The 16,664-nt window shown below is 53.5% G+C and carries 15 protein-coding genes and 1 pseudogene; 2 read left to right on the forward strand and 14 right to left on the reverse strand.

Features of this window, described 5'->3' with window-relative positions:
• Positions 1-336: pseudogene (locus tag G437_RS11520) on the forward strand (hypothetical protein); the annotation flags it as partial.
• A gap of 48 nt (positions 337-384) precedes the next feature.
• On the opposite strand, the gene G437_RS0109615 reads toward G437_RS11520, so the two are convergent.
• The 13 genes from G437_RS0109615 to G437_RS0109675 all read right to left on the reverse strand — a co-directional run bounded on the left by G437_RS0109615 (position 385) and on the right by G437_RS0109675 (position 15,056).
• Positions 385-1,269 carry a DMT family transporter gene (locus G437_RS0109615; protein ID WP_024332342.1) on the reverse strand — a complete coding sequence of 295 codons (885 nt, stop codon included), beginning with the start codon at positions 1,267-1,269 and terminating at the stop codon, positions 385-387.
• Positions 1,270-1,612: 343 nt separating this feature from the next.
• Entirely contained in the window at positions 1,613-3,025 is a 1,413-nt protein-coding gene (pyk, locus tag G437_RS0109620) for a pyruvate kinase (protein ID WP_024332343.1), read from the reverse strand.
• An 18-nt stretch (positions 3,026-3,043) separates the two neighbouring features.
• A complete protein-coding gene (lgt, locus tag G437_RS0109625) occupies positions 3,044-3,985 on the reverse strand; it encodes a prolipoprotein diacylglyceryl transferase (protein ID WP_024332344.1) in 942 nt (313 codons plus the stop codon).
• On the reverse strand, positions 3,982-4,782 hold the full coding sequence (gene trpA, locus G437_RS0109630) for a tryptophan synthase subunit alpha (RefSeq protein WP_024332345.1): 801 nt from the start codon (positions 4,780-4,782) through the stop codon (positions 3,982-3,984). Before trpA ends, lgt begins: the two co-directional genes overlap by 4 nt.
• Positions 4,782-6,047, reverse strand: coding sequence for a tryptophan synthase subunit beta (gene trpB, locus G437_RS0109635; RefSeq protein ID WP_024332346.1), 1,266 nt, complete (start codon positions 6,045-6,047; stop codon positions 4,782-4,784). Before trpB ends, trpA begins: the two co-directional genes overlap by 1 nt.
• A gap of 1 nt (position 6,048) precedes the next feature.
• On the reverse strand, positions 6,049-6,882 hold the full coding sequence (gene trpC / locus G437_RS0109640) for an indole-3-glycerol phosphate synthase TrpC (protein ID WP_024332347.1): 834 nt from the start codon (positions 6,880-6,882) through the stop codon (positions 6,049-6,051).
• Positions 6,883-6,920: 38 nt separating this feature from the next.
• Positions 6,921-8,453, reverse strand: coding sequence for a chorismate-binding protein (locus tag G437_RS0109645; protein ID WP_024332348.1), 1,533 nt, complete (start codon positions 8,451-8,453; stop codon positions 6,921-6,923).
• Between the two features lie 94 nt (positions 8,454-8,547).
• Positions 8,548-9,486: an FKBP-type peptidyl-prolyl cis-trans isomerase gene (locus tag G437_RS0109650; RefSeq protein WP_060798010.1), complete on the reverse strand. Its 939-nt coding sequence runs from the start codon at positions 9,484-9,486 to the stop codon at positions 8,548-8,550.
• 3 nt (positions 9,487-9,489) lie between these two features.
• Positions 9,490-10,842, reverse strand: a complete 1,353-nt coding sequence (gene pafA / locus G437_RS0109655; protein ID WP_024332350.1) for a Pup--protein ligase — start codon at positions 10,840-10,842, stop codon at positions 9,490-9,492.
• Positions 10,839-11,021 (reverse strand): ubiquitin-like protein Pup, encoded by a 183-nt coding sequence (locus G437_RS0109660; protein ID WP_024332351.1) that lies wholly within the window; start codon positions 11,019-11,021, stop codon positions 10,839-10,841. Before G437_RS0109660 ends, pafA begins: the two co-directional genes overlap by 4 nt.
• Before the next feature lies 1 nt (position 11,022).
• Positions 11,023-12,573, reverse strand: a complete 1,551-nt coding sequence (gene dop / locus G437_RS0109665) for a depupylase/deamidase Dop (RefSeq protein ID WP_024332352.1) — start codon at positions 12,571-12,573, stop codon at positions 11,023-11,025.
• On the reverse strand, positions 12,554-14,053 hold the full coding sequence (gene arc / locus G437_RS0109670; RefSeq protein WP_024332353.1) for a proteasome ATPase: 1,500 nt from the start codon (positions 14,051-14,053) through the stop codon (positions 12,554-12,556). The genes dop and arc overlap by 20 nt, the downstream gene beginning before the upstream one ends.
• On the reverse strand, positions 14,046-15,056 hold the full coding sequence (locus G437_RS0109675) for a tRNA (adenine-N1)-methyltransferase (protein ID WP_244263225.1): 1,011 nt from the start codon (positions 15,054-15,056) through the stop codon (positions 14,046-14,048). The genes arc and G437_RS0109675 overlap by 8 nt, the downstream gene beginning before the upstream one ends.
• Positions 15,057-15,168: 112 nt before the next feature.
• Between G437_RS0109675 and G437_RS0109680 the strand changes: the two genes are divergently transcribed.
• On the forward strand, positions 15,169-15,981 hold the full coding sequence (locus G437_RS0109680) for a RecB family exonuclease (RefSeq protein ID WP_024332355.1): 813 nt from the start codon (positions 15,169-15,171) through the stop codon (positions 15,979-15,981).
• Here G437_RS0109680 and G437_RS0109685 read toward each other — a convergent pair.
• Positions 15,961-16,641, reverse strand: coding sequence for an HAD family hydrolase (locus G437_RS0109685; RefSeq protein ID WP_024332356.1), 681 nt, complete (start codon positions 16,639-16,641; stop codon positions 15,961-15,963). The two genes, G437_RS0109680 and G437_RS0109685, sit on opposite strands and share 21 nt — an antisense overlap.
• Positions 16,642-16,664: the final 23 nt, after the last annotated feature.

Genomic DNA, 16,664 nt, shown 5'->3' on the forward strand with positions numbered 1-16,664 from the left:
GAGGGACGCAAACACACTGCGGCTCCCACCCACGCAATGCCAACCCACCGCCCTCAGACATCCCACCCACAACCCACAAGGAAGCCTTGCTGCGAAGGTAAAGAACACAACAACAGCCAGCACCCAACGGTAACGCTGCCTACACCTACCCCCGAACCGAACAAGCCTGAACCCACAAGGAAGCCTTGCTGCGAAGGCAAAGAACACAACAACAGCCAGCACCCAACGGTAACGCTGCCTACAACTACCCCCGAACCCAACAAGCCTGAACCCACAAGGAAGCCTTGCTGCGAAGGCAAAGAACACAAGTCTTCCCACGCAATAGCTACACTGTAAATATAAGTGCATTATTTGGGCGCGAATCCAAGCGATTCGCGCCCATTTTCACTCTATAGTTTTGAGTCGTTTACTTACGGGCAGACGTACTTCGCTCGAAATAACCGCAGTGATTACCAAGACTCCTCCAATTAGCAAACGGGAAGTGAGGCTCTCGCCACCAAATCCAATGGCAAAAGCTGCGGCAAAAAATGGTTCGCTCGTAAGAATCAAAGCCGTCGTGGTAGCACTCAGTCGAGCCTGCGCCATGGTCTGTACCCCCAACGCAAAAAGACCTGCAAAAAACACCATGTAAAGCATTTGCATCCACTGAGTAGTACCTGCAGGAAGGGTTATCCCGCCCGGCAGGGCTACCAAGGTGCAAACTATCCCAAGAGTAATAAACTGTATCTCCGTCAGTTCAAGTTGGTTCCCCTTAGGTGCCCAGTGTCCCAAAAGCGCAATGTGGAGGGCGTAAAACAAGGAGCCCACAAGAGTTAATGCCTCGCCGGCGCCCGCGGACACCCCCCGCAGCGAAAGTATCCCTAACCCCACTCCAGCGAGCGATATAGCAAACCAGGTTACTGCTGGGATTTTAGTCCTAAACAAGCAAAATACTACCAAGGGCGTTAAAACCACATATAGGCTCGAGATGAATCCAGACACCGAAGCATGAGTATATTGCAACCCAATTGTCTGAAAAACCTGGGCTAACGAATACATAAGGCCCAGAACGATTCCGCGTCGCCAAACATCCATGTTCATTTTGCGTAGCCTGCGAGCGCTAAAGAGCGCAACAAGAATTCCAGCAAGTAGAAACCTGATCCCTAAAAAATCAAGGGGCGGCATTGTCTGAACTAAATCTTTAATAATGAAAAATGTTGAACCCCAAATGGCAGAAATCACTAACAGCGCTACTCCGGCTAATAGATCGAAACGCTTTAGCTCGCGCATGAGGTTCACCCTTCCTCTAGTACCTTAGCCCTAAAAGACCGCTTTAATGTTCTAAGACTAATTCATCTGGGATCGACCTTATAAATGACACTGACCACAACCTCGGTTGGGAGCTATCTCATAATAGGGGTACCGCGCCGCAGCTACGCTAATGACTAGGCCATTCTTTTGTCGTCTAAGAACTCATAGCAGTCTATCCATCAGACATGTAACAGGAAAATCGAATATTTACCCAACTTTCAAAGGTGCGGCAAAGCAGGTTACCTAGCAATCAAGCCGTCGCCGACTCCACTCAATAAAAGAGAGGGCCAACCTTTTGGCTGGCCCTCTGACTATCTATCCGCTAATCCTGGGAAATCGTATGGACGCGGATAGAATTCGTGGATCCAGGAGTTCCCGGCGGCATGCCCGCAACAATCACAATGTCGTCTCCGGGGGAGGCCAGATGCGATTCTTTCAGAAGCTGATCCACCTGGTGGACCATGTCATCGGTGTGACGGACCTCAGGAGTCCTATACGTCTGCAAACCCCAAGATACGGCAAGCTGAGCCCGGGTAGATTCGAGAGGCGTAAAAGCAAGCATCGGAATAGGGCTGCGCAATCTGGATAGGCGTCGTGCAGTATCACCCGACTGGGTGAACGTGACCATGAACTTCACATCCATCAATTCGCCTATATCCGCAGCAGCCTTGGTAATTACCCCCCCGCGCGTGTGTGGATAGGAGCCTAGGGGAGCAATACGTTCGCCCCCGTGTTCCTCAACATTCTCGATAATGCGCGCCATTGTGCGCACGGCCTCGATCGGGTAAGCCCCAATAGAGGTCTCTCCAGAAAGCATGACAGCGTCCGCGCCATCCAAAATCGCATTCGCGCAATCAGATGCCTCAGCACGAGTAGGACGCGGATTATGAATCATAGAGTCGAACACCTGGGTTGCTACAATAACCGGCTTTGCGTTTCGGCGTGCCAACTCAATTGCCCGCTTCTGCACCAGTGGCACAGATTCCAGCGGCATCTCGACCCCCAAGTCGCCACGGGCAACCATAATTCCATCAAAAGCATTGACAATCTCGATTAGGTTGTCGACAGCCTGCGGCTTTTCGATTTTTGCGATAACCGGAACATGCACGCCCTCTTCATCCATAATTTGATGAACATCTTTGATGTCATCTGCACTACGAACAAACGAAAGCGCGATCAAATCTGCACCAATACGCAGGCCCCAACGCAAATCCTCTCGGTCCTTCTGGGAAAGTGCAGGAACCGAAACAGCAACGCCAGGAAGGTTCAATCCCTTATGGTCAGAAACATGCCCAGGGACTTCGACAGAAGTGACAACATCCGTGTCGGTCACATCAGTAACGCGAACGGAAACGTTTCCGTCGTCAATCAGGAGCACGTCTCCCGGACGGCAATCGCCGGGCAGCCCTTTGAAAGTAGTTCCCACTTCCTTGGCGTCGCCCTCGACATCGCGAGTGGTGATCGTAAAGATATCGCCCTTGTGAAGGAGCTCTTTCCCATTCTTAAAGGTGCCCAAACGAATCTTAGGGCCTTGCAGATCTACTAGGACAGCTACCGCCCGACCAGACGATTTAGCAGCAGCGCGAACGCTTGAAATAACTTTTTCGTGCTCTTCGGCAGTGCCGTGCGACCGGTTGATACGCGCAACATCCATGCCGGCGTCTACCAGTGCTTGGACTTCCTCCGGAGAATCAGTGGCTGGGCCAAGTGTGCAAACAATTTTCGCTCTTCGCATGTTCTAAGGTTATCGGTTTTATGGCCGGTTCGTCTGATTTGGCAACGGATCAGCCTTTACCGTATCCCTCTCCTCCTCTATTTCGGTAGAACCGGTCTGATGATTCGCCTGCGCATTAGCGCCAGCATTTTGAGGAGCGGCACCAACTGCAGAGATCACCGTAGTTGAAGTCGCTTTACGCCCCAAAATTATATACGCAACGACACCAGCCATCGCTATCGCTGCGGTAGTCCAAACGTTTAAACGCAACCCAAAAATAATATGCGCCCGGTCTATCCTTAGCATCTCGACCCAAATCCGGCCTACGGCATAAAAGACAATATAGAGCGCAAAAACCTGCCCCCCGCAGAACTTCTTCTTGCGGTCAAGAAAAATAAGCATGCCCGCAGCAGCTAGATTCCATATAAGTTCATACAGAAAAGTGGGATGAAACAAGGTGCCAGGAGCATACTCAGGGGAAACATGAGCGGCATCGATCTGCAGGCCCCAGGGCAGATTGGTAGGCCTGCCAAACAACTCCTGGTTAAAGTAGTTACCCAACCTGCCTATAGCCTGCGCCACTAGAATTCCCGGAGCTATTGAGTCTGCAAACGGGGCCACCGCCGCCTTTCGATGGCGCAGGTAAACTGCACCAGCAATAGCTCCCCCGGCGACACCACCCCAAATCCCAAGTCCGCCATTCCAGATCTTTAATGCATCGATAGGCCTGGCACCTTCAGAAAAATAGAGCTGCCAATCAGTAATCACGTGATACAGGCGCGCCCCCAAGATGCCGAAGATAACGGCCCAGAGGCCTGTATCTAGTACCAGGTCTGGATCGCCTCCGCGATCCTTATAGCGTCGCTTACCAATAATGAAAGCTACGACGATGCCTGCCAGAATCGCCAAGGCATAAGCCCGCACGGGAATTGGCCCTAAATGCCATACTCCCTGAGACGGGGAAGGGATAGCGTTCCTCAAGCGCGCACCCCTCTGACTCCGTCAACCAGATCTTCGGCTAAAGCCTTCAAATCGGCCAGTCCAACGTTAGCAGGCTTATCCATCAAGGTCTTGATAAGTGCAGACCCAACAATGACGCCATTTGCGTACATACCGATGCGACGAGCCTGTTCCCCATTAGAGACTCCGAAGCCTACATTGACCAGTTCTGCACCAGACTGTCTACACCGTTCAACTAAATCCCGAGCAGAAGCATCAATATCTGCCCGTGCCCCGGTCACGCCCATGGTCGAAGCCGCATAAACCCACCCGGTAGAGCTCGCCACGACCTTCTTTAGTCGATGCTGCGGCGAAGATGGAGAAGCCAAGAAAGTGGTTTCCAGCCCGTGGGCAGCTGCAGCTTTTTGCCAATCTGCAGCCTCCTCAGGCGGCAAATCAGGAAGGATCATGCCACACCCGCCCGCATCTGCAAGTTTCTTGGCATAGGTATCGAGCCCCATGTGGAACACTAAGTTGTAATAGGTCATAACCATAACCGCAACCCCCTGCTCGGCAAGGGCTTTGGACGCCTTAAATGTATCGGCCGTCTTGATACCACCGGCCAGCGCCGCGCCAGCAGCCCTCTGGATGGTAGGCCCGTCCATAGACGGGTCCGAATACGGTTGCCCCAACTCGATTACGTCAAAACCCGCACGTGCCAGCACCCTACCAGCCTCAATTGAAGTTTCCAGATCGGGATATCCAGTTGTAAGGTATCCGACGATAGCTGCATCCCCGCGTTCGTTAGCCTGCCTAATTGCCTCAGATGCCTTCCTCATTACTTAGCCACCTTCACTGCCGTGCCAGAACCGTCGGACTCAATCGGATTCCCAAGATTAAACCAGTCGATCGCAGTTTGTACGTCCTTGTCTCCCCTGCCAGATAAATTCACAATTATTGTTGGAGGACGATCAAACCCCTGCTCTGCTTTTTGCCTACCCCATCTAATGGCTCCCGCCAAGGCATGTGCAGATTCGATAGCCGGGATAATCCCCTCGGTGCGGCACAGCAGCGAGAAAGCATCCATAGCTTCCTTATCTGTAATGGCATAGCAAGTTTCGCGTCCCTTGTGCGCCAAGTAGGCATGTTCCGGGCCTATTCCCGGATAATCGAGGCCCGCCGAGATCGAATGGGACTCTATGACCTGACCGTCTTCATCCTGAAGCAGATCTGCCCGCGAGCCCTGGAACACCCCGATAGATCCCCCATTGATCGAAGCGGCATGACGCCCAGAAGAAACACCCTCTCCGCCAGCTTCGCACCCGATCAGCTCAACGTCCTCGTCGTCAATAAAGGCGGTAAACATTCCGATAGCGTTGGAACCGCCCCCTAAACACGCACAAACTGCCTCGGGCAAACTGCCGGTCTTATCCAAGATTTGCTCACGTGCCTCGTCACCAATTATGCGCTGCAAATCGCGCACGATTGTGGGGAATGGATGAGGTCCTGCAGCTGTACCGAAAAGGTAGAGCGTGGAATCTACATTGGTCACCCAGTCACGGAAAGCTTCGTTAATCGCATCCTTTAGGGTACATGAACCAGCCGTCACAGAAACTACCTGCGCTCCGAGTAACTCCATACGGGCTACATTCAGCGCCTGCCTCCGAGTATCTTCAGCGCCCATATAAATGGTGCAATCCAATCCCATCAAAGCCGCAGCGGTGGCAGTTGCTACCCCATGCTGTCCCGCCCCAGTCTCGGCAATAATGCGGGTCTTGCCCATACGCTTAGCTAGGAGCGCCTGCCCCAATACGTTATTAATCTTGTGCGCCCCAGTATGATTTAGATCTTCACGCTTCAAAAAGACGCGCACGTTCCCACACTCTTTCGCGAAACGAGGGGCCTCGCTAAGGAGAGACGGACGTCCCGTGTAGTTCTTCGCTAAGTCTGTAAGTTCGGCGACAAAGCGTGGGTCTTCGCGAAACTTGTACCAAGCAGTTTGGACTTCTTCAAGTAGCCCCATCAGCGGTTCAGCAACATACTGCCCCCCAAAATCGCCGAAATAAGGGCCATCTACAAACGGGCCTTGCAAGAGCTTCGCCATACTAGAAATCCTTTCCCACTCTTCTATTTCTTGACTTAGCGAGTGCCGGGTGCGATCCTGCCGCAACCATTTCAGCAACCGCCGCCCGGGGATCCCGGTTCCTTACCAGAGCTTCGCCAATCAAAACTGCATCTGCGCCCTCGGCGGCATAGTCACGAACATCAGACGGACTAGCCACCCCCGATTCGGCAACGGCCACAACCTGCTCAGGAATGATGTCGACAATTTGGGCGAAATTATCCATGTTTACGTCCAGCGTGGTCAAGTCGCGAGCATTGACCCCAACGACCTTGGCGCCGGCATCTAAAGCCCGCAAAGCTTCAAGCCTGGAGTGAGCCTCCACCAACGCAGTCATTCCCAGCGAATGGACGCGCTCTACCAACGACACGAGAGCGTTTTGTTCGAGCGCAGCAACAATCAAAAGCACTAGATCCGCCCCGTAGGCACGCGCCTCGTGGATCTGGTAGGGCGTAACAATGAAATCTTTGCGTAACACCGGAATATCTACCGCTGCTCGTACAGCTGCGAAATCCTCCAGAGAGCCGTGGAATTTGTAACGCTGCGTTAGACACGATATTACCGAAGCCCCGCCGGCCTCGTACTGACTAGCCAAAGCCCCCGGGTCTGGAATTGATGCAATCTTCCCCTTTGAGGGCGAAGCACGCTTCACTTCAGAAATGACAGACACCGCACCATCGCCCCGCAAGGCCGCCACACCGTCGCGAGCCTCAGGTTGATTTAGGCAACGCCGTTTCAGTTCGTCGAGGTCGACATGCGCCTCGCGCTCCTTTGCATCAGCTACAGCGGCTGCCACCAGGTCATCGAGTACGTTCACAGTTGGAGTCCTTCCGTCTACGACAATGGTACCCGGCTCTAGGCATGATTCTTACCGTTGCCCAAGAACTGCGCCCCCTGCGACAACCGCACTGCCTGCAAGAGAGCTGCGGCCTTATTCCTAGTTTCGACATATTCGGTGTGAGGGTCAGAATCAGCCACGATGCCGGCTCCTGACTGCACTGAAGCCACCCCGTTGCACATCACTGCGGTCCTAATAGCTATAGCCAGATCTGCGTCTCCATCTAGATCCAGACGTCCAACCACCCCACCAAACACATTTCTTTGGGCAGGTTCGAAATCGGCAATTATCTCTAACGCACGAGGCTTTGGGGCGCCGGAAAGTGTGCCTGCAGGGAACGTCGCGGTAAGCGCGTCGAGAGCGCCCATTCGCGGCGCCAAGGTAGCACTTACTGTAGAACAAATATGCATGATATGGGAGAACTTCTTAATAGACATGAAGTCGTCGACGCTGAGCGTGGAGGGATCACAAACCTTAGACAGGTCGTTGCGCGAAAGATCGACGAGCATGGTATGCTCTGCGCGTTCTTTCGCGTCAGCAAGCAGCGATGCTTCAAGACGGGCATCTTCGGCGGGCGTTGCCCCCCTAGGCCGCGACCCGGCAATCGGGAAGGTAGTAAGGGTGTCCCCCTCAAGACGCATTAGAGTTTCAGGAGACGAGCCCACGACCGCAAAATTTCCTTCCGGCCCCGGCATGTTGAGTAGATACATATACGGGGAGGGATTGATTTGTCGCAGCACCCGATAGACGAGCAAAGGATCGACCTCTGTATTCATGTCAATGCGCTGCGATAGCACAACTTGGAAAATATTGCCCGCTTTTATGTGCTCCTTGGCGTCGCGCACCATCTGTTCAAATGCTTCTTGGCCCACGCGCTGGTGAATGTCGCCCTCTTCCCTACCCACGGCAAATACCTGTGGGACAAGAGGAGACAAAATCTTTTGCTGCATTTGCTCAATTGCTTCAAGAGAGCGTTGATATGCAGCTTCTGCACCCGAAGGCTTGCCGTTGAAGTTAATCGCATTCGAAATCAACCAGATTGAACCGTCGTAGTGGTCTACCGCGCACACCTCGCCCACTAGCGCTAAAGCTGCGTCCGGCACGGGAAACTCCGAGGGCTTAGTGGGCTTTAACGACGGCTCCCACTCACTGAGGATGTTCCACCCAAGCGAGCCGACGAACGCACCCGTAAGAGGAGGTAGACCGGGAATCTTCTTGTTGCGCAGCACCTGCAGCGCCTTTCGCAATATTGCTAGCAAAGGTCCAGTTGTGGGAATGCCCTCTGGCACCTCCCCCGTCCATGAAGCCTGCCCATCTGTGGCAGTCAAAATGGCCCTAGAACTCACTCCTATGAACGACCACCGGTTCCAGGCCCCGTCAAACTCTGCAGACTCCAGCAGGAATGTACCGGCACGGCCACCTCCCAACCTGCGGTACAAGCCGATTGCGGTTAGCTCGTCGGCGACGATCTTGCGAACCACTGGGACTACCCGCCACTGTTGGGCCAGCTCGAGGAACTCTTCTTTACTTGGCCACTGCCCGCACTTCATTTCTTTCTCCCATTAGCTCCGTCACCGAAATGTTCGAACTCATGAACAGATATTTGCAATCTAAGTTGGTAGCCGAAAGCATGTCCAACCTGTCTTACTTGTTGGCATCTTTTTGCTTTGCCTTACCCTCGTCTGGCTGAGCCAACAGATCGACGACAACAATCAAAGTGTCAGTACCCGTAGCTTGTTCAGCTGGAATAACCAGAAGAAGGCGCGATCCGAGCGTTTGATCGGCAACTAGTTCGCGCACACCAGGAAAAGTCTTAGCAATATCCACTAGCTGCGGCCCTTTTGGCCACGTAAATGCCACTTCCTTTGAGTCAGACCAATTCCACACTCCGTACTGAACTACCACCTTGTCGGTAGCCGAGATTTGTTTGCCATCGCCCTTCACCAACACTCCTAGGTAGGGGCTGAGGGGCGCCTTATCTGAGTGCGAGACAAGTTGCGGAAGCCCATTTTCAATTTTTATCTTCGCAGGCGCGTCCGCAGGTTCCAGCCGCTCCCCAATAACTGCAGTGGGCAAAATGTCAATGACTGCTATTTCCATCGTTTCTTTGCCGTCGCGCGTCGCAGGCCGCGACACTACTACGCGAGATCCTTCAGTGTGACCTATTACTAAAGGGGCCATCTCGCGGGTGAGATCGTCGTTGGTAGCGGTTGCCTGGATTAGCTGAGGGCGGGATCCTGGCGACAATATTTCGCCGGTTTCACCAGAAAATACAGTCAAGTTGAGCAGCACAGGCATGCCCGTCTTTACTACCTGGCCACTACCGCGAATCGTGGTTCTTACCCGCTGCCTACCCTGGGGATAGGGGATTGGAAATTCGGCCACTGGAGCGGCACCAAGGCGACCCGCCACCCGCAGACTCTTCGGGGAAGCATCCCCTCCGGGCAATACGAACATCACCAAGGCAATAGCGAGGGCGCATACCGCCGCAACCGCAAACGCCGGCCACATGCGAACCAATCGCTTCTGCCAGGAAAGTTGTGCCTTGCGTCGGCCCTGAGCCGTAGATGAGTGAGCGCCCACGTCCTACCCTTCTATGTCACTAATCAGTTTCTCTACCCTGCCATCTTCAGATTTAAGGGGATCCCCCAGAACGATTGTGCCGTGAGAACCGTCGTCTAAACGCAAATGAGACCAGTCTGCCGAGAGGTCTCGCCTATATTTTTTGGCTGCTGCTATCGCGGCGCCGCGTAGACGCGCACGAGTAGTCTTTGGTGGCTCAAGGCGGGCGCGATCGACCTGTTCCGGAGTGACTACCTGTTTGAGCAGCCCCCTACTCAACATACTTTCAGCAAGTCCGCCCTGGGTTACATCGTGATAAGCCAGGTCTAAACGCGCTATAAGCGGGGAGGTAAACGACACATTATGACGGCTTTTAGCCCGTTCGAGTAGCGCGAGCTTCGCAACCCAATCCACTTCAGTACGCAAAGGTTCCAGATCGTTTTTCCGCAGGCAGGTTAGGATCTTATCCCACTGGCGCATCAGCGAATCGGCCTCCGGGGTATCGGAGTGGTCAGCTCGCTCGACTGCGTCAAGGAAAGCTTGCTGTACATCTAGGGCACAAGCAGTCTTTCCGTTTCGCATTTCAAAACGCGTCTTTGCCGTAAGATCATGATTTATCAGGCGGATCGTACGCATCGGATCGGCAATTTCTAAGCCGGTAAACCTTATTCCCTGTTCACTTGCGTTCAGTACTAAATGCGTCATCCCAACTTTCAACCAGGTAGAAGCTGGAGAGACATTGGAATCACCGACTATTACGTGCATTCGCCTATATAGTTCCGAATCGGCAAGTGGTTCGTCCCGAGTATTGATAATAGGTCGAGACCGCGTAGATGCCGAGGAAACGGCGTCCCACATGATATCTGAACGCTGTGAAAAAGCATATCCGCCCTCGCCCCGCACCCAGCCTGCGCCGGTAAGTATCTGTCTAGTTACAAAAAACGCCACTAAGGAGTCAGCAACAGAGCGGAAATCGGCCCGCCTGCGCAACAAATAATTCTCGTGGCAGCCGCAAGAATTGCCCTCAAAATCGAGATTGTTCTTAAACAGGTGGATACGCCCGGGAACCCCCCTTTCAGCAAGCCGTTCATTCGCAGAAAGCGCTAGATCAGAGAGAATTTTTGCCCCAGCCTGATCTTGGCTAACCAAATCAGTAAGCCCATCACATTCGGCAGTGGCATATTCCGGATGAGCACCTACATCGAGATATAGCCTGCCCCCATTTTCCAAAAACAAGTTTGTCGAACGATTCGATTCCAGCAATGGGGAAAACAATTCCCGTGCCGCTTGCTCGGCGTCCAGAGGTGGCGCACCAGCCTCGGTAGAGGCGCACGTAATGCCATATTCGGTTTCGATCCCGATTACTCTGCGAGTCACTGTCCGCCCTTTTGCACAAATCCCTGCACAAACGACTGGGCGTCTGTAGCTAACACCGAATCGATTTCATCTAATAAATCGTCGAGCCCCGCTTGTTCTGACTTTATATTCGATTGGATCTGCCCGCCCTCGCCTTCGATATTTTCCTCGCCGGGGCCCCCATTTACTTGTTCTTGCATCTTAGTGCTCTCCTATCATCTGCCTTATAAATAAATCCAAATCGCCTGCCTCTGCCGCCCGTTGCACGTCCTCGGCAACAGGTTCTTCTGGTTCTGGCAGCCGCAGCCTAACAAGATTTTTCCCACCTGGATCTAAAACCAATGTCGTCCAGGAGGCTTTTTGCAGCTGCGGCAGGAACTTTACAGCAGCTCCGCGTAAGGCCGCCCTAGTGTCGGCGGGAGCAGCCATACTAGCCTGCTGAACCTGCGCAGGGCTGAAAATCCGATCTACCCGGCTTCCTAGCTTGTGGGCAAGTGACATTCCTGGGCGCAAATCCGACCACTGCAGATCCATCGCAGCAAGAACAGGATCGTCCCAACCAACACCTCTGCGCGATCGCATAGCCTCCAAAAGATTGTATTTAGCGACCCATTCAATCCTACGCGCGGCTAGTTTTCGTTCCCTGCGCAAATCTTCTAGGGTTTCGGTCCACACCTCGTGCACCCGCTTGCGCTCGTCTACCAGGAGACCCCGTTTACTCAAACTATCGCCTACGAGCTCCGCTATGGTCAGCTGGTGCTCTACGGGGTTCAGTTCTGCCCCCGATCGCACCGGTATGCGCATGTCTAAGCTGAGATTGTGCGAAACTGCAGACACGTACGGAACCGGATCGCCAACAATGCCAATGGCGTCGAGTTCAAGCCCGCCCCCACCACTTTCCAAATAGGTGAGCAAAAGATCGACTGTGCCCACCTTAAGGTAGATCGAATAGTCGAACATGTTCGCATCCCCGACTATTACATGGAGCCTACGCCATCTGTCGGCATTAGCATGCGGTTCGTCGCGAGTGTTGATGAGTGGGCGGTTAAAAGTAGTCTCTAACCCCACATCATTTTCTATGTAGTCAGCCCTTTGCGAGATCTGGAAACCGGCGCTCGACGAGCGTTGGCCCCGCCCGACCCGACCAGCCCCACAGAGAATTTGGCGTGTCACAAGGTGAGGGAGCAAGACTTCGATTACGTCCTCAAAAGGCACCTGCCGAGAAAGCGAATAATTCTCGTGCGCACCGTAGGATGCGCCCTTACCATCGACGTTGTTCTTGTAAAGCGCCAAAGACCTGCCGTGGTCTTGAGCCGATTGAATAGCCCTGGCCGCGACAGCTTCTGCCGCCCGATCGTACAAAACAGCACCAAGTGCAGAAGAAGCCTCAGGAGAAGAGTATTCGGGGTGGGCGTGATCCACGTAAAGCCTGCCGCCATTTTCTATAACCACCGCGGGCGAGGACGGGAGTAGCGCCTCTTGGCGAGTGGGGCGTGCCAGGTATTCAATGTCTCCGCTAGGAGCAGGATGGGCAGGATCGTCAGTAAGCTGGGAAGGGTGTGCACTAGCTCGATCTAATCTGTGCCCACGCATGTCATTCAAAGGATCCTCGCCAGCGTAATCCCATCCGGGAGCCACCTTCATAGTGTTGCCATAGGCAGAAACTGCCAACGCGGAAAGAGCAATCGCACCGGCAGAGACATCGTCAGGATCAGTTACTCCATACTCGGTCTCAGTCCCTATTAGCCTCATCCTCGTCCTCCCATGGGATTATTCTAATAACTTTCGAAGAGGGCATACCTGTCCATTCTTCAGCTACGTTCGCCCCTCCTAGCTCGCGGGCACCTGTAACCTGCTCGTCTACTGCAGAGCGGATGTGGGCAGCGACGATACCCCCGCCCTCGCCTGCCAGGGCATCTTTCACTGCCGCCCGTTTTATGGCCTCAACCGCACTGGCTATAGTTGCCCCAGTTAGCGTATCTGCAAGGTAAATTGGGCGAATTGTTCCGTCGCGCAGCTGTACGCTGAAGATCTGAGTGCGTTTAGACTTCTCAAAAAGCCACTTCCGGGCCAGATCGCGCAACTCACCAATCGGGGCCTCACTCGGCAGATTATCCGGCATGTGAATGCGCAAAATCTCGCTCGCGCCGGAAACTGAAGGCCTATCAATCCGGATGTGCACATCCAGCCGGCCGGGTCGCAAAACGGCTGGATCAATCATATCTTCGCGATTAGAAGCCCCAATAATTATCACGTTTTCTAGCGATTCCATACCATCCATTTCGGCAAGAAATTGCGGTACAATCATTGTTTCGACATCGGAGGAAATACCGGAACCGCGAGTTCTAAACAGGGCCTCCATTTCGTCAAAGAAAATCACAACTACCCGCCCGGAGGCTGCAAGCGCACGCCCTCGAGCAAATAAAGCCCTAATCTGGCGCTCCGTTTCACCCACAAATTTATTCAATAGCTCCGGCCCCTTGACTGACAAAAAGTAGGCAGGGTAGGCAGAAGAGCCTAAAGAATTTGCGACCGCCTTTGCAATCAGAGTTTTGCCACAGCCGGGAGGACCATAAAGCAATATTCCCCGCGGCGCAGAAAGCCCAAAAGAGGCATACAACTTGGGGTGCTTAAATGGCAGCTCTACGGCATCGCGTACGCGCTCAATTTGCTTCGCGAGTCCCCCTATGTCGGCGTAAGTCACTTCGGGGGTAGAAGGCGTGAGTAACTGTTCCACGTCCTCGCGAACGACTTTCTCAAAAGCGACGTTAGAACTCGGCTCGTAAGCCAAAGAATCCCCTGAGCTAATTCTGCCATGTCGCAGTGGCCCAGCCAAAGTCAAAATGCGCTCTACTCCCCCGGAAGTTGTAGCCACCACTCTGTCTGAACCGAGTGTTTGCCGAACACCAGCAATCTCACCTACGCGCAACGGCTCCAAAACGCCGCTGACAATAAAATCGTCAGAAAGCCTAACCCTACTACCCACAGAGATGTCACTAACATTCACGTGCGGGGCGGTCTGCACGCGCATTTTCTTATTGCCAATCGTGACTTCAAGCTCATCGTCGAACACCTCAACGACAGTCCCAATTTGACTGGGTGGAACCGCAATTTGCTCCAGCTGAGAACGCATCATCGCCAGCTGCCCCCGAGCCGCGTGCAATGCCTTCGACAGCCGTTCGTTCTTTTCGCCTAGAGAGACCAACTCTTTCTTCAGTGCCTCTTCACTCATCAGTTTCCTCCACTCCGGCGAGGTCGACACGCCGCTTCAGATCGCGCGTAACCTTCCGCACCTTTTTCGCCGCAATAGTCCGCTCCCCGAGTTCTTGAGGTTCCCAGTTTTGTACTTTGTCCCACTGTCCAGAATGGCCTTTTGCCGAGGGTGCAGGACGCAATCCCTTTCGAGGGGCGGAAACCCCCTCAGCAAGAGTGCGAGCAGTAATTAAAAATCCAGTGTGGCCTACCATAGAGTGTTCGGGGCGCACAGCCAACCCCTCAACGTGCCATTCGCGCTCTGACGCCTCCCACGAGTGGATCGCCACCCACCTTCCCTGCTTTTTCATTTCCTCGACAGTGCGGGAAAGCTGAGTCACTGTGGCTACGTATATACAAAGAACGCCGCCACTTACTAGCGCTTCGTAGGCCGGGAAAAGACATTCCCAGGGAGCAAGCATGTCCAGTACCACGCGGTCCCACTGATGGTGCCCAAGTGCAGGCACAACCTCTTGGAAGTCACCTACCTCCACTTGCCAAGCCGGATGCCGCTGGCCGAGCCACATGTCGACGTTAGCTTTAGCGATTGTTGCAAAATCCTCACGTCGCTCAATAGATATGAGTTCCCCGCCTTCGCCTATTGCGCTGAGGAGGGACATCGAAAGTCCCCCAGAGCCGACTCCGGCCTCTAGCACCCTAGCACCCGGAAAAATATCGGCGTACTGAATTATCTGGCCACAGTCTTTGGGGTAGATAATGGTCGCTCCCCTTGGCATCGAGAGCACGTAATCTTTCAACAGAGGGCGAAGCGCTAAGAATTCGGTTCCCTCCCGAGCCGTTACCACGTACCCTTCAGGCTTGCCGATTAGTTCCGAGTGGGCGAACGAGCCACGAGAAGAGTTAAAAAAGCCCTTCTCGGTCAGCTGAATAGTATGCAATCTTCCTTTCGGGTCGGTTAATTGGACTAGTTCTCCGACTTTGAACTCACCAACATGCCTTGCCCGGCCACTCATTGCTTCCATCCTCCTATGGTAACGACGCGAGCAGTAGCTTTCGATATTAGGAACACCTAATCTTACTTTTCTGCATCAAGAGCAGTCTCAGATGTCAGTGCCCTGCGATAGTTTTAAGAGCATGACGTCTTTTGCCCTCTCACCTTCTCGAGCTGCAGACTTCCTTTCCTGCCCGCTCAAGTTCCGCTACCGCGTAATAGATAAGCTCCCTGACCCGCCCTCAGAGGCAGCTTTGCGTGGAACGCTCGTGCATTCGGTTCTAGAACATCTATACAAGAATGCGCCTAGTAAGAGAAGACCGCAGGACGCTTTAGACCTTCTGCCGAAGGCTTGGAAGACACTTTCCCAGGCCGACTACGTTCCCGAGGTACTGCCTACCGCGGAAGACGAACAGAAAATGCTTAAAGCAGCCCGGGAATTGGTGAAAAGTTACTTCCACATTGAAAATCCACAAATGCTCGCCCCAGCTGCCATGGAACAGTTTGTCCGCACCAAGGTAGGAGGGTTGAGCGTGTGCGGCTTCATCGACCGAATCGATGTTTCCCCCAGGGGAAAAGTGCGCATAGTGGACTACAAAACCGGCAAATCGCCGTCGCCAAGATTTCAAGATGACAAAATCTTCCAAATGCTTTTTTACGCCATGATGTGGCGTGCGGATCGCGGAGAAATACCTGCCCGGCTACAACTAATTTTCCTAAAAGACGGTCGCGTGCTTACGGTAGACCCAACCGAATCTCAAGTGCGGCAGATGCAAGAGCGAGTTTTACATATTTGGGAAAGTATTTCTCAAGCTGCGCAAACCGAATCTTTTACACCTCGCAAGTCTCCACTGTGCAAGTGGTGCGCTTTCACTCAATACTGCCCCGCATTCGGCGGGGAGCAACCACCCCAACCGGGCGAGCGCACAAAGGAATTATTGAGTGCGTTCAACTAGCTCTACGGCCTTGCCGACGGTGAGCTCGGCCAGGGAATGAAGATGGTAAACCGTGGGGTAATCCTCCACCGGGGCTACGCCCTGTACAGCCACTACTGCTGCTCCGGAAGCAATGCCAGCCTGCAAGCCAGAATTCGAATCCTCAACCACCAGACACTTCCTTATGTCGACACCAAGTTTTTCTGCTGCGCGCAAATAGGGATCTGGAGACGGTTTGGGATTGTCTACTTCATCGCCAGCAACCGTAGCCGAGATACATCCTGCGGGGGCATTTTCAGCAACCGTAGACACTAGACAATTCGGGCTAGAAGAAACGATACAAACTGGGATCTGGGCATTAGCAAATTCTTTTAGCACCGGAACAACCCCATCAATCCAAGGCACCCCATTTTGCCGGTAATGGCTCTGCATAGTTGCAATAATCTGAGCACTAACCTCCTCGGCCGTGGCTTCCATGCCGGTCTGGTCGATCATTATTTGGGAGGCTCTAACGATTGCCTTGCCAACTAGCTGCTTTCCATCGCGCTCACTCCACACCCGACCATGGGCCTGCACCACCTCCCGTTCTGAGGCAATCCAATAAGGCTCGGAGTTGACAATGGTACCGTCCATATCCAGCAGCAGCCCGGCAACACTTGTTGAATTAGGATTTTTGGTCATGGCTCAATCGTATCGGCCTAACG

Source organism: Winkia neuii subsp. neuii DSM 8576 (assembly GCF_000420405.1).
GTDB classification, from domain to species: Bacteria; Actinomycetota; Actinomycetes; order Actinomycetales; family Actinomycetaceae; genus Winkia; species Winkia neuii.

What these genes read in the sequence shown, in the direction of transcription:
- G437_RS0109615 (WP_024332342.1), bottom strand. Translation starts at nt 1,269, where the DNA reads ATGCGCGAGCTAAAGCGTTTCGATCTATTAGCCGGAGTAGCGCTGTTA.
- pyk (WP_024332343.1), bottom strand. Translation starts at nt 3,025, where the DNA reads ATGCGAAGAGCGAAAATTGTTTGCACACTTGGCCCAGCCACTGATTCT.
- trpA (WP_024332345.1), bottom strand. Translation starts at nt 4,782, where the DNA reads ATGAGGAAGGCATCTGAGGCAATTAGGCAGGCTAACGAACGCGGGGAT.
- trpB (WP_024332346.1), bottom strand. Translation starts at nt 6,047, where the DNA reads ATGGCGAAGCTCTTGCAAGGCCCGTTTGTAGATGGCCCTTATTTCGGC.
- G437_RS0109645 (WP_024332348.1), bottom strand. Translation starts at nt 8,453, where the DNA reads ATGAAGTGCGGGCAGTGGCCAAGTAAAGAAGAGTTCCTCGAGCTGGCC.
- G437_RS0109660 (WP_024332351.1), bottom strand. Translation starts at nt 11,021, where the DNA reads ATGCAAGAACAAGTAAATGGGGGCCCCGGCGAGGAAAATATCGAAGGC.
- dop (WP_024332352.1), bottom strand. Translation starts at nt 12,573, where the DNA reads ATGAGGCTAATAGGGACTGAGACCGAGTATGGAGTAACTGATCCTGAC.
- arc (WP_024332353.1), bottom strand. Translation starts at nt 14,053, where the DNA reads ATGAGTGAAGAGGCACTGAAGAAAGAGTTGGTCTCTCTAGGCGAAAAG.
- G437_RS0109675 (WP_244263225.1), bottom strand. Translation starts at nt 15,056, where the DNA reads ATGGAAGCAATGAGTGGCCGGGCAAGGCATGTTGGTGAGTTCAAAGTC.
- G437_RS0109680 (WP_024332355.1), top strand. Translation starts at nt 15,169, where the DNA reads ATGACGTCTTTTGCCCTCTCACCTTCTCGAGCTGCAGACTTCCTTTCC.
- G437_RS0109685 (WP_024332356.1), bottom strand. Translation starts at nt 16,641, where the DNA reads ATGACCAAAAATCCTAATTCAACAAGTGTTGCCGGGCTGCTGCTGGAT.